Annotated in this window: 11 protein-coding genes and 1 pseudogene; 5 read left to right on the top strand and 7 right to left on the bottom strand. The window is 33.8% G+C overall.

The genetic code is table 11. The annotated features are described in order from the left end of the window. Positions 1–77 precede the first annotated feature (77 nt). Positions 78–1,319 carry a type I restriction enzyme subunit R domain-containing protein gene (locus tag ORNRH_RS00610; RefSeq protein ID WP_155814479.1) on the bottom strand — a complete coding sequence of 414 codons (1,242 nt, stop codon included), beginning with the start codon at positions 1,317–1,319 and terminating at the stop codon, positions 78–80. A 226-nt stretch (positions 1,320–1,545) separates the two neighbouring features. Here ORNRH_RS00610 and ORNRH_RS00600 point away from each other — a divergent pair. The 5 genes and pseudogenes from ORNRH_RS00600 (at position 1,546) to ORNRH_RS11470 (ending at position 5,702) form a co-directional block, all read left to right on the top strand. Next, positions 1,546–2,891 (top strand): annotated as a pseudogene (locus tag ORNRH_RS00600) (IS3 family transposase). A gap of 60 nt (positions 2,892–2,951) precedes the next feature. Then, positions 2,952–3,755, top strand: coding sequence for a toprim domain-containing protein (locus tag ORNRH_RS00595; protein WP_014789978.1), 804 nt, complete (start codon positions 2,952–2,954; stop codon positions 3,753–3,755). A 142-nt stretch (positions 3,756–3,897) separates the two neighbouring features. Then, positions 3,898–4,347 (top strand): plasmid mobilization protein, encoded by a 450-nt coding sequence (locus tag ORNRH_RS00590; RefSeq protein WP_014789976.1) that lies wholly within the window; start codon positions 3,898–3,900, stop codon positions 4,345–4,347. Next, on the top strand, positions 4,340–5,107 hold the full coding sequence (locus ORNRH_RS00585) for a relaxase/mobilization nuclease domain-containing protein (RefSeq protein WP_014789975.1): 768 nt from the start codon (positions 4,340–4,342) through the stop codon (positions 5,105–5,107). Before ORNRH_RS00590 ends, ORNRH_RS00585 begins: the two co-directional genes overlap by 8 nt. Then, positions 5,070–5,702, top strand: coding sequence for a hypothetical protein (locus ORNRH_RS11470; protein WP_014789974.1), 633 nt, complete (start codon positions 5,070–5,072; stop codon positions 5,700–5,702). Before ORNRH_RS00585 ends, ORNRH_RS11470 begins: the two co-directional genes overlap by 38 nt. 29 nt (positions 5,703–5,731) lie before the next feature. Here ORNRH_RS11470 and ORNRH_RS00575 read toward each other — a convergent pair whose 3' ends face one another. The 6 genes from ORNRH_RS00575 to ORNRH_RS00555 form a co-directional block, all read right to left on the bottom strand. Continuing rightward, entirely contained in the window at positions 5,732–6,430 is a 699-nt protein-coding gene (locus ORNRH_RS00575; protein WP_014789973.1) for a M48 family metallopeptidase, read from the bottom strand. Continuing rightward, entirely contained in the window at positions 6,430–9,633 is a 3,204-nt protein-coding gene (locus ORNRH_RS00570; RefSeq protein ID WP_014789972.1) for a type I restriction endonuclease subunit R, read from the bottom strand. The genes ORNRH_RS00575 and ORNRH_RS00570 overlap by 1 nt, the downstream gene beginning before the upstream one ends. An 8-nt stretch (positions 9,634–9,641) precedes the next feature. Then, complete coding sequence (locus ORNRH_RS00565) at positions 9,642–10,076, bottom strand: HAD family hydrolase (protein ID WP_375600444.1); 435 nt, start codon at positions 10,074–10,076, stop codon at positions 9,642–9,644. A gap of 143 nt (positions 10,077–10,219) precedes the next feature. Then, the gene (locus ORNRH_RS12430; RefSeq protein ID WP_221403028.1) at positions 10,220–10,495 is read right to left on the bottom strand and encodes a haloacid dehalogenase-like hydrolase; all 276 of its coding nucleotides are present in this window, start codon (positions 10,493–10,495) and stop codon (positions 10,220–10,222) included. Between the two features lie 10 nt (positions 10,496–10,505). Then, a complete protein-coding gene (locus tag ORNRH_RS00560; RefSeq protein WP_014789971.1) occupies positions 10,506–11,717 on the bottom strand; it encodes a restriction endonuclease subunit S in 1,212 nt (403 codons plus the stop codon). Continuing rightward, the gene (locus tag ORNRH_RS00555; protein ID WP_014789970.1) at positions 11,714–12,700 is read right to left on the bottom strand and encodes a virulence RhuM family protein; all 987 of its coding nucleotides are present in this window, start codon (positions 12,698–12,700) and stop codon (positions 11,714–11,716) included. The genes ORNRH_RS00560 and ORNRH_RS00555 overlap by 4 nt, the downstream gene beginning before the upstream one ends. Positions 12,701–12,708: the final 8 nt, after the last annotated feature.

Genomic DNA, 12,708 nt, shown 5'->3' with positions numbered 1-12,708 from the left:
GATTATCATTCTCGATTGTGTTCAAAACAAACAAGGACAGCAATAAACTGTCCTTGTTTTATACTATTTTTCGTTATTTAAAACACTCCTGATAATCTTTTCAAGATATCTAAGAACCCCTCATAAAAAACCTTGTCTTTTGCATAAAGTTTATACAAATCAATTTCATCTTTTCTGCGGTTTTTCATAATAGTATCTGCTAATAACCTAAATGCTAAATCTTTATTTTGCACATCATTATTTTTCACCACTTTGTCTATAAAATCTGAGTGGTTTTTAATCTGTTCATTAATTTTAAACATCGTTTCTTTTTGATCTTTAGGTGCTTTATTCCATTGTTGAAAATATCTTTCATTAAAAACTTTTATAATTTCATCCAAGGCATTTTTTTCATTAGTTTCATTCTGCACACCTCTTGGATTTGAGTTCTGTGGATCTACTTCAGAATTTGAGTCATCGAGTTCTATGTTATAGTTTAATTTTGTTCTTTCAATTCCATAAGTAGATAAATCTACGGATTCCAAAATCTCATCTATCAAATCATCTTCTTTTGTTCTTACAATTAGTTTTGGAATTAAAAATTTTAAAAACCAGAATAATCTCTCCCACGAAATTACTTCAAATGGGATAATAGCTGCCATCTGCCCATAGATTTTTACAAATTGCTTTGCTTTTACTTTGAAATCTTTTTTTTCATCTTCTTCTAGCTCTAATTCTTGATTAAATCTTTCTGCTGCTGTATCTATGATGGGGCTGAGATATTGAGCGTCTTCCCCCGCAAAATATTTGTTTATAAAATCTTCTACTTCATCTAATTCGTAGACGCCAACTCCATTTAATGTGCTCTCTAATTCATGTAAAATATTTACATCAGTAGCTTTACTTAAAGATGTTGAAGTATAAAACGGGTCAAATGATGATTTTATATCCTCTACTTCGTTGTAAAAATCTAGGATAAATAAATCTTCTGTTTTCTTTCCAAGTTTTTCTGACGATCTATTCAATCGGCTTAAAGCTTGCACCGCAAGTACGCCTTGCAAGCGTTTGTCTATATACATACAACTTAATTTAGGCTGATCAAACCCTGTAAGGTATTTATTAGCTACAACCAAAATTCTATATTCATCTTTATCAAAATAATCTTTTGTTTCATTCTCGGAAAAACCATTTAGTGCTGCTTCTGTATATTCTACACCGTCAACGGTTTTTTCTCCAGAAAAAGCAATGGCTATTTTAAAAGGATTTCCCTTTGATTTTAAAATTTCATTTAAAGCTTTATAATAGCGGATAGCAGATTCTATATCTTGTGTTACTACCATGGCTTTGGCTTTTCCTTTTAGTTTTTTGGCATTATATACTTTGTTTAGAAAATGCTTTATCATTATTTTAGCCTTTGTAGCAATAGTTTGGTTATGTTTTTCTACAAAGCTTTTTAATTTCTTCTGGGCTTTTGCTGTAAATCGTCAGCAAAAAGTTTACCAGTTTAGGTTAAAAATAGTATAGTTAAAAAAAGAAAAAACTAACTTTACAAAAACCACTTAGAACATGGTAAAAAAACAAACAAAAAGCGAAAAGCTTATTAAGGAAGTTCGCCGTAATACACGACAAGTGTACAATGCAGAACAAAAGATTTTAATCGTCATGGAAGGCTTACGTGCAGAGCTCAGTGTAGCAGAGCTGTGCAGAAAATATGGCATCAGCGAAGCCACTTATTACAAATGGAGCAAAGAGTTCATTGAAGCAGGAAAGAAACGTCTTTCGGGTAACGAAACAAGAGAAGCTACCAGTGAGGAGGTCAAAGATTTACGCAGAGAAAATACCGTATTGAAGGAGTCTTTGGCCGATTTGGTTATTCGTTATGACATTGTAAAAAAAAGCTTAAATCTGTTGGATTAACCCCTCAATTTAAAAAATATATGAGACTAACGGCAGAAGAAAAAGCAGAGATTATAGAGGTGGTAAAAAACTCTGAATTAGGCGTTAATAGGACTTTAAAGCAATTAGGCATTCACAAAAGAACCTTTTATAATTGGTATCACGCCTACAGCCAAAATGGTATTGATGGCCTTAAAGCGAAACGTAATCAAAAGCAACAATGGAATAGCATTCCCGATAGAATCAAACAAATGGTCGTTGAGATTGCCTTGCAATATCCCCAGGAAACACCAAGGCTCATTGCCACAAGGTTCATCGATGAACAAGGCGTTTTCATATCTGAATCATCCGTTTATCGCATTTTGAAAAAACAGGGATTATTGGCCGACACACCGCATAGGTTCTTGGCAGCAGCAGATCAGTTTCATTCCAAAACCAATTTCGTGCATCAAATGTGGCAAACGGATTTTACTTATTTCAAAATTATCGGTTGGGGATGGTATTATTTATCCACCGTCATTGATGACTACAGCCGATATATCGTTCATTGGGAACTCTGTCCTAGTATGACTGCACAAAACGTCAAAAGAACCATCGATAACGCCATCAGTAAAGCTAAAATAAAAAATAGAAAGCAACCGCCAGTGTTGCTCTCCGACAATGGACCTTGTTATATTGCTAAGGAACTCAAAGATTACTTAATGGACACTTATGGGATCAGACACATACATGGAAAACCATTGCATCCGCAAACACAAGGGAAAATCGAGCGGTATCATCGTTCCATGAAAAATGTAGTCAAATTACACCATTATTATGCTCCAGAGCAACTCGAAAGGGCTATTGATAAATTTGTGCAATATTACAACTCGCAAAGATATCACGAAGCTTTAAATAATTTAACCCCTGAAGATGTATACCTAGGTAGACAAGACCAAATCTTAAAACTAAGAAAACAAGTGAAAATAAATACTTTAAATCAACGAAAATTAAATTATTGTTTTGGACTTATTTAATTGTTTACTATATTAGCCTCAGTAAACTTTAGTTTGACGACGTACACAATAAGAGTCGTCATGGAAAGTTTTTCTCTTTTCCCAAGCAAGGATAACAAAAGAACCGCATTTTACTATGCACTGGACAGAAAGGAGAACACACCAAGTTTATCCGTTGATTTTATTAAAAACACTGCATTTGATTTCGGAACCGGTAAGGCTTATGATAATATTTCTATCGTTCAGGCAATAAAAAAATGTTCTGTCTCAGCAGCGTTAGAGTATCTGGCTCAATTTGATTTTTCTTTTTCAAGACTTACTGAAGATTCTTCTGCTGAGAAAAAAGAAAATCATTTAACCCTAACAAAAACCGAAAAGATCACGCACCCCGCTCTGCTGAATTACTTAAATGAACGAAAGCTGATAGATTTTAAGAATGAGCTTTCGGAAATCCATTATACTGTAAAAAGAAAAAACTATTTCGGAATAGGATTTAAAAATGATTCTGGCGGTCATGAAATCCGAAACAAATATGCGAAAATTTGTATCGGAAAAAAGGATATTACCACAATTAAAAACAAGACTGAACTATTAAGAATTTTTGAAGGCTTCTCCGATTATTTTTCTTTTTTGAAGCTTAACCAAAATAACATTTTTCCGCCTTCGGATTTTCTGATTTTAAATTCTGTTTCGATGTTTTTTAAAGCAAAAAATGTCATGAAAAAATATCCAAAAATTGAACTTTATTTAGACAATGACACAGCTGGAAACAATCTAACAGATGAAATTATTTCTGAATTTCATCAGGCGGAAGACTGCCGGATTTTATATAAAAACCACAAAGATTTAAATGAATTTATCCAGTCTAAAAATGGTAATGAGTAAGCAGAAAAACACGTTCGCTTCGTTGGGAGTGCAAAAAGTACCCAATGTTTACAATAAGCGTGAACGCGTTATTGCAAAATGGGGACTTTTTGGTTTTCTCCTATCGTCGAAAACATTTAAATACAACCTAATAAAATAAATTATGACGAAAGATTTTTTATCGCAATTCATCGCTCGTGCAGCCGAGTCTAATGCACAAAAAAGAGAGGAAGAAACAAGAAAAAATTTCTTTAAAGAAATTGGTCGCAAAGGTGGACTTAAACGAAAAAATGCACAGATATGCACGCATGTAATTTCGGCAAGATTTACAGATCACGAGTTTCATAAAATCCAAAGATTAGCCAAACGCCATCAATTAAGTGTATCAAAATATATGAGAATGGTTGCAACCGAAAAAGAATTAAAGGTCAATGAATTTAAAACAGATGAGGTTTTACTCTCCTACGGCAATCACTTTATACGCATCAAGAATCTTTTACGCAATAGAGAATGGAGCCAAATGGCAAATAAACATGAGCTAATCCATGAAATTGATTTAGTGTTGCGCTTGATGAAAAATTATTTGTACGAAAAAAATACAAAAAATGAATAATTCTGCCACTACAAGACGAATAAGCAAAATTGCGATACAATACAATGGTGATGATTTAGGCAAGGCACAGCTAGTAGGGCTAAACTTATTACTTGGCGATGATGCGGAACAACAATTTAAAGAGATGAAAATTGTAAAACAACGAAACAGAAAAATAAAGCAGTGGGCATTGACGGGCTATATTTCACCAGAAAAAAATATAGGAGATAGCTTAACCAATGAAGAACTAGCCGATATAACCATACAATCTCTAAGAAAAATAGGTGTGACAGAACTAAATCAGTACAGGCTCGACATACATAACTCCACAAAGCAGAAGCATATCCATTTTGTAGTGAATCGAGTAGATCTAAATGGAAAGTGTACTGTAAAAGCACACGACATAGGTAAGCGATTTGGTGAGGCTGTACGAAGTGTATGTAAAGAAAAAGGCATTAAAACAGATATTGAAATTACTGCAGAAAAAAAGGAAAAAATGCTTAACGATTTACAGCTGGTTTTAAATACTGCCAGAAATTTTGTGGAATTGGAAAACAAAATGCGAGAGTTGGGGTATTGGCTAAAGTTATCACAAAACAGCAAAGTTGGGGTTTCGGGTATGCGTGTCGCGCGAATTGAAGACTTGAATCCCAATACAAAAAGAGTTTATGAGCCTGGTTACAAGCTCTCCGAATTGACAAATAAATTAAAGATTAAACACATTAAACAAATTTTAAACGAAAATGAAAGAAGAAAAATTACAATCAGAAGAGTTCGATGAGGTAGATCCCTCTCAATTATTTGAAAAACTAATAACTAAAATGGATGTCCTTAGTGATTTGCTCAATAAGAATGAGCAACTAACACAAGTGATAACCCATTACAACGATGATTTGCTTAGATTAAAATCGGCGTTTCATCAAACGATTAGCCAATTAGAGGTGGGCATGAACAAAGTCACCTCAATATTTGAAAAAGAAGTTAAATCACGACAAGAGTTATTTGAAAAATCTCCCAAACTGATTCAGGTAGATTGGTCCGATGAGGCAATTCAACTGCAAAAAAAATATGAACAGAAAAATGGGTTTTATGAAAAAATTGTAAGGTATAGCGTTATATTGTCTTTGATATCAATGGTTATAATGTTTACGACATTTTATGTGGCCAAAAGTTGGTACGATCAAAGCATTAGAACCAAAGAAGAAATACGAAGTGATTTATTGCACGAAATACATGAAGATGGTAAAGTAATTCTCCCGAATAGTTATGTTTCGGAATTAGAACAAAACACAGATTTAATCAACAAATGGATAAAAGCGAACCCAAAGGATGCAACACCCTTTATTAAGTTCAAACAAGGTTATGACGCGAAGTAAAAAAAGAGCAGCTTAGGCTGCTCTTTCTTTTATGCTAAGAAATGTTCAAGTTTTCCTTTCCATTTTTCCCAATCAGGCATTTCTCGACTTTGTAATTGGAAAAAAGCTTTTGAATGATTCTGATGTATTAAGTGACAAAGTTCATGGATAATGACATATTCAATACATGGTTTAGGGGCTTTGATTAGCTCAGGATTTAAGATTATATTTCCTTTTGCTGAACAACTCCCCCAGCGAAACTTCATATTTTGGATATACAAGTTATTGGGCTCAACTTCGTACTTTTTAAATTGCTGAATTAAAGGTTCTGCTATTTCAGCAAACTTGATTTTTGCACGATCTCTATACCATCTATCTAAAAGTTTTTTGATATTTAATGGAGATTTATCATTTGTTTCAATTAGCAAATATCTCCCTTTATAGAAAACATCTTCAGCTTTTCCTTCTACGATTTTTAAAAGATATTGCCTTCCTAAATAATAATGCGTCTCACCAGATTTATACAAATATTCTGTTCTTCTCGGTTCAAAAGAAAGAAAAAAACGCTTTTGCTCCAGAATCCATGGCACTCGTTTTTCAACAATTTTAAAAATATCTTCTTTTTTAGAATTCAATGGTGCTTTTATGTTTACCGATAAATCGGGATTTACGGTAATCCCCAAAGTTTTTCTATCTGAATAGCTTATACTGAACTCAATAATAGATTTTCCGTATATGATTTTTTCCATTAGCCTCTATTTTTAGCTACAGAAACAATTTCTTCTGTTAATTTATCGATTTCGCTCCATTGTAATTCAATACCAATTTCCTTGCTTATCTCATCATAAATATAGTCCCCAATCTCTAGCGTCATTTTCTTTAAAACATCTGAATTGCTTTGCCAATTCACTACTTTTTCCTTTTCAATTAGCGATTCGATTTGTAAAGAAGATTTCACCAAAATGCTTTGAAAATCATCTATATCAACCCCCTTATCCTTAAAAAATGTATGCGTAATGCCATAATAAGCACTTGCCACAGCGTTGTTTTTTATTTCTTCAGGAATAGAGCTATCTGTCTTGGTGAGAACTTTTTCACGGTAGTCTTTTATTTTTTCTAAATATTCTAATTCGCTGATTCTGTGTTGATAAAAATCATTAATCGCCTCTTGTATTAAGTGAGAAAACTTTTTGTAAAAAGCGGGATCTTCATCCATTTTCTCGTTGATATGTTTAGAAGTTCTAGAGGCTATTTTATCAGCTTTTGCGGCCGTTCCAATGGTTTTTTCAATTTCTTTTTGGAATGCTTCTTCATCAAAAATATTAACTAGCTCCGTCAATTTCTCGATATCTTGCGTTGAGATATGCTGATCGATAAGCTTTTGAATTTGCCCTTCGTATTTTTTATAATCAATTTTATCTGAAAAACGCTGAGCAACTTTGGTTCTCAAATTCATGAAGAATTTCAAATCATGCTTATATTTTTCAATTTTCTTCTCTGGCGTATTTTTATGAAAATCGATAGAAGACAGCGCCACTTTTAAAATTCGGGCATAATTTGCTAATCGTTTATAAAAGTTTTCTCTCACATCTTGATCTCTCAAAGTTTGTTGGTACAACTCCAAGTCTGTGGTATTTTTAATTTGCTTAAAAATATCCAAAAGCTCTTGATGTGCTGGCTCTAGTTTTCCTATTTCAGATTTAATGCTTGTCAGAGTACCTTCTAAATCTTTTTTATCAAAGTCGGATAGCTCCGAATAAGTAAGCAATGCATTATCTAATTCTTCCACTACACCAGCGTAATCTATAATATATCCATAATCCTTATCTGGGTACAAACGATTCACACGAGCAATGGCTTGCAATAATGTATGTCCTCGTAGCATTCTCGTTAAATACAAAACAGTATTTTTAGGCGCGTCAAACCCAGTCAATAATTTATCTACAACGATTATGATTTCTGGTGAATCTTCGTTCTTAAATTGTGAAATGATGCTATCTTCATATCTTTTTGCATTACCATATTGGTCCATCATTCGATTCCAGAATGATTTCACTTCTTCGTCAGTTGTTCCGTAAGCAGAATCTTCTCCTTCTCTGTCATCTGGTGGAGACATGACCAAAGCACAACTTACTTTGCCGATTTGTTTTAAATAATTAAAATATTTAACGGCAACACGTTTTGAGCTACAAACCAATTGTCCTTTAAACGGCGTTCTCCCTTGAAAATTCTCAACAAAATGTTGTGTTATATTCCATGCTATGGCATAAATATTTTGATCGGCATCGGCAATGTGACTTCTGGCTGAGAATTTTTTCTTTAAATCAGCTCTTTCATAATCGCTTAATGGTTCAGAAATCATATTAAAATAATTATCAATTGCCTTATCGTTTACCTCCTGATTGGTATATCTACCCTCATATAAAAGAGGAAGTACAGCTTCATCTTCTACAGCATCTTTTACGGTGTAGGTGTCAATTATTCCCCCAAATTTTTCAGCAGTACTTTTGTCTTTTTTGAAAAGCGGCGTTCCTGTAAAAGCAATAAAACAAGCATTTGGCATTGTCTTTTGCATATTGATATTGAACGTTCCGTGTTGTGTACGGTGTCCTTCGTCTACCAGAACAAAAATATTATGACTTTGCAATGGATTTTGGATACCGCGCACAGCTGTTTCAAACTTATTGATAATGGTCGTTACTACAGCATCTGTATTGCTTTCCAAAATCTCAATAAGGTTGGAGCCTGTTTTGGCATTTAAAACTTCTAATCCTACATTTCTAAAAGTGCCTGTGATTTGTTTATCCAAATCTGTTCTATCGGTAACTAAGATTATTTTAGGATTTCGTATGCTTTTTTCTCGTGCAATCGCCTCTGCCATAAGTGCCATGGTCAGTGATTTTCCACTTCCTTGTGTGTGCCATATCACCCCTCCTTGTCTTTTTCCGCTTTCTATGGTTTTTATCTGTCGCATGGCTTTTTTTATGGCAATATATTGCTGATAGCGAGCAATTTTTTTCACGCCATTATCATACAATATAAAATTACGCACCATATCCATCAATCGATGTGGGCTACTTACAGAATAAAGCAAAATATCTTGTTCCGTAAGGGTGTAAGTATCTTTTAATAATTGTACAATTAAATCCGCTTGGTTTCTAGAGAAGAAAGGCGATTCACTGCGTGGTTTGATGATTTTCTGAATAAGATCGTCAGAGAGCGGTCTGTTTTTAACTGCTTCTATTTCACTTGTAGGGATATCTTTATTACGCCAAGTATTCCAAAATTCTTCTGGAGTGCCATTGGTGGCATATTTGGCAGAACCAACGGCGCAGCTCACTAGCACTTGAGCATATACATACAACCCTCTAATCTTGTCGGATTGTTGATTTCGCAAATGTTGAGAAATCGCTTGGCTGATTGGCTCTTTTAAATCCTCTCTTTTGTTTTCTATAACGGCTAAAGGAATGCCATTGACAAACAAAACGATATCTGGGCGATATTCTTTTTTGCCATCGGTGCGCATCACGCTATATTCTTCTACTATGTGAAAAACATTGTTTTCAGGATGTTCCCAATCAATGAATTGCAGAGTATACTCCCTTTTATTTCCTTGAATGGTTTGGTCTAGAGTGGTCCCCAAAGTGAGTAAATCATAAATATATTCCGTAGCCGAAATATAACCTTCTTCAAATGGAATGTTTTTTAGTCGTATTACGGCTTCGTCTATATTACTCTGAGTAAATTTTTCGATTTGGGTAGAAGAAATACGAATTTCATTGATTTTTGCCAATTGCTCCTTTAAAATTGGCTCTAATAAAACATTGGAAGTTTTATGATATCTCAGTTCCATAGCTTCCTCTCGGGACAAAAAAGTATACCCCGAATTGATAAGCAATCTCAGGGCAGGAAGCTGTGAGCTATAATCTTCTTGGAAATTTATATGTTGCATAGCTGTACTTATTTAGAAAACTTAGATAAATCTACTTTCGTGGAAATTTGATCAATACATAGGCGTATAATTTCAAAAAGTTCACTATCCTCTGTGTATCTGGCTGGAGCAATATATGTAGCTCGCTTTTGTTTTAATAATTCCTCACAGTTCTTTTTTGCCTTTTTCCCTGCTTTTGTTCTTGTATTTGGATTATAAACAGCAATTGATGTACCCCCTTGGTAATTTACCATTTTCATTGCAGGCACATCAGTTTCTCCATCTCCAATATATATCATTCGAGAAAAAGGAATATGTCTTTCAGATTCGAGAATGTATTTGTTTATTTTTGAATTATCCCAAGAATTAACAATCCCCTTATTTATTCTGAAAAGAAATTGCGTTTTATTGGTATAATCAATAGCCAACGCAGGCCAAACAGCCACATCATTTGCATCATACATATAACCCGAAGCAAAAACCTTTTTAAAATGCCTGTGGATACTTGTTCCCTTTAAAATATCTCTAAGCCCTGAAGATATGATGTAATGCTCTATAATAATATTCTTGTCTTTTGCATACTCATTTATTTTATTAAAATATTCTTCTACCCCTTCAAAATATTCAATATCTTTTCCATGCTCAACAAATGCGTTTTTGGTGATTTTAACATTTTTCGCAGTCGCTTTTTTAGCATTAGAAACATATAAGATAGTATTTCACTCATATCATTTTCTTCTGCTAATTTTTTATTTTCTTTCCAAAAATCACTTTTGTCAATTTCAAGTGATGGCAAAAAACTTCTTTCTTGCATATTGCCTGGGGCCAAAGTTCCATCAAAATCATAGGCAATAGCGATGGTTGTATATTTTTTTCTTCTCATAATACTATTTTTAAACCAATCTCTTTTTTCCGGTGAGGAGCACTTGCATTAAGCCTCGTTTTTGAGTTTCGAGGTGTGCTTTCTTTTTCTCCAATAAGCTGATTTCTCTATCTGCTGCACTTAAAATCTCGGCAATAGCAGTTTGTTCTTTAATGGATGGGAGATAAATATTTATTTTTTTCAATGAATTAAATTTTAATGCGAGACGAGTTCCTCCTTGAGTAGCTTTTTTTAAATATTTATTGAAATAATTGTTATTTATATAATAATATAAAAAATCAGAACTAACATTAACACAATAAAAAACTGAATATGCAGGACTTACTATCCCAGATTCTTCAAAATCTAGACGATTAAAAACGAAAAGTCCGTCATCACTCATAGATCTAAAGGTAAAATCTCCTGTTTTGATTAGTTTATATTTATCAAGAGATTTACTGGCTACTAGTTTGTTGAAATAATCTTCTTGATAGAAGAGTCCCATTCTAGATGATGTTAATACTTTAAGGTGTCCTTTATTACATTTATTACATTCATTTCTTTCTTTCAACACCTCCCCCAATCTCACTTCTTTCCATTCTTCGGTAAAGCCGTCTAAGCGTTTTTTGCCCGTGAGGAGTTGCTGCATCAGCCCCTTTTTGTATTGTTTTTTGACTTCAATAAGTGCGGTTATCTTTTCGATAGCTTTATCCCAAGCGGTAAGGCAATCGGCAATTTTTTCTTGCTCAGCTAAGGGAGGAATGGGGAGTTTTATACCTTTAACATCTTCTGAATTTAAAGCAGGATAATTAGAACCAACGGTAAGAGCAAAATATTGTTTTTCTGCATAGTGAGAATATAAAAAAGATAGTAAAAAATTAATGTTAATTTCTTTTTCTTCTAATACAGAAAATCCAGTAGAAGCAATTATGTAATCCCTCTCAACCTTAGCAAAGTTTTTTAGATTGGGTCTAACGGTTGAAAATAAAATATTTCCTTTTCTTGCTATTCTTCTTGCTCTTGAAGGGGCATCACTTAATTTTATTTTATTAGGATATGTTTTTCCCATATTTACATCTGATAAACTTACATAGTCTATATATTCCGTAGCATAATCTGCTGTAATATTTTCTCTATCAATATATACTTGACTATCCAACCTCTTCACATCCCAATCTTCGGGGATAATGCCTACGGGGGTTTGTTTGTAGCCTTGGGGTATATGTGTTGTGGTGTGTGTCATTTTTTTAGTTTTTTGAGTTGTTTGTCAAAATCAGATTCAAAGGTTTTATCTTGCATCGGAGCAAATTTTTCATATTCTTTTTCAGCAAGTTTTTTAGCCACTTTGGCTGAAATTTTCCCTGCATTTTCCAATACTTTGTAATCATTAAACTCTAAAAAAGCATTTAGCTTTTCTACCCAGTCCTTCATTTTCATGGGGATTTGCTTTTCTGCTTGATTTTCGGCATAATCCAAATACATGGTTACGACTCGTTCCAATGCCTTTATTTCGTCTTCTTTCAGATAGTTTTTAGCAATGCTTACATCGGACTTTAATATCTTTCCATCGGGCGCATTTTTCCAAGTTTTTAGCCCCATATAAGGCAACTCGGCATTGGCTCTTTGGCTAATAATTTCTGCGGCAGTATTCCCAGTAATTGCCCAATGCAGTTTATTTTGTACAGTCTTGTAAAACTTTTGAGTAATCGGGGCATGGGCGTCATAGTCGATACTTGCCTGGGCATATATATCTGTGATTTTCTGATAAAATCTACGTTCGGAAGCTCGTATTGAACGAATACGTTCCAGTAATTCATCAAAATAATCTTTCCCGAACGCTTGTCCTTGTTTCAGACGCTCATCGTCCAAGATAAAACCTTTAATAATGAACTCTTTCAGTGTTTTTGTTGCCCAAATTCTAAACTGAGTTGCGTTATAACTATTTACCCGATAACCTACAGCTATAATAGCGTCGAGATTATAAAAGTTTGTCAAATAATTTTTACCATCTGCAGCAGTTGTCCGGATTTTCCGGATAACTGATTCTTCATCTAACTCATTGCTTTTAAATATATTTTGTAAATGCTCACTTATTGTTCTTACATCTACATCAAAAAGCTCAGACAGCTTTTTTTGTGTAAGCCAAAAAGTCTCATCTTCAAAGCGAATATCAATGGTTACTTTTCCTTGTGGCGTGGTGTATAATATGATATTGGATTCTTTCATGCTAAATG

The sequence above is a fragment of the Ornithobacterium rhinotracheale DSM 15997 genome, assembly GCF_000265465.1.
Taxonomy (GTDB): domain Bacteria; phylum Bacteroidota; class Bacteroidia; order Flavobacteriales; family Weeksellaceae; genus Ornithobacterium; species Ornithobacterium rhinotracheale.
The sequence above is the reverse complement of the archived record's forward strand: the minus strand, read 5'-3'. Positions and strand labels throughout refer to the sequence as shown.

Excerpts from the sequence above, each read along its gene's own strand:
- ORNRH_RS00575 (WP_014789973.1), bottom strand. The coding sequence starts at position 6,430 with ATGGAAAAAATCATATACGGAAAATCTATTATTGAGTTCAGTATAAGC.
- ORNRH_RS00585 (WP_014789975.1), top strand. The coding sequence starts at position 4,340 with ATGAATAATTCTGCCACTACAAGACGAATAAGCAAAATTGCGATACAA.
- ORNRH_RS00590 (WP_014789976.1), top strand. The coding sequence starts at position 3,898 with ATGACGAAAGATTTTTTATCGCAATTCATCGCTCGTGCAGCCGAGTCT.
- ORNRH_RS00560 (WP_014789971.1), bottom strand. The coding sequence starts at position 11,717 with ATGACACACACCACAACACATATACCCCAAGGCTACAAACAAACCCCC.
- ORNRH_RS00595 (WP_014789978.1), top strand. The coding sequence starts at position 2,952 with ATGGAAAGTTTTTCTCTTTTCCCAAGCAAGGATAACAAAAGAACCGCA.
- ORNRH_RS00555 (WP_014789970.1), bottom strand. The coding sequence starts at position 12,700 with ATGAAAGAATCCAATATCATATTATACACCACGCCACAAGGAAAAGTA.
- ORNRH_RS00610 (WP_155814479.1), bottom strand. The coding sequence starts at position 1,319 with ATGGTAGTAACACAAGATATAGAATCTGCTATCCGCTATTATAAAGCT.
- ORNRH_RS12430 (WP_221403028.1), bottom strand. The coding sequence starts at position 10,495 with ATGAGAAGAAAAAAATATACAACCATCGCTATTGCCTATGATTTTGAT.
- ORNRH_RS00565 (WP_375600444.1), bottom strand. The coding sequence starts at position 10,076 with ATGTATGATGCAAATGATGTGGCTGTTTGGCCTGCGTTGGCTATTGAT.
- ORNRH_RS00570 (WP_014789972.1), bottom strand. The coding sequence starts at position 9,633 with ATGCAACATATAAATTTCCAAGAAGATTATAGCTCACAGCTTCCTGCC.
- ORNRH_RS11470 (WP_014789974.1), top strand. The coding sequence starts at position 5,070 with ATGAAAGAAGAAAAATTACAATCAGAAGAGTTCGATGAGGTAGATCCC.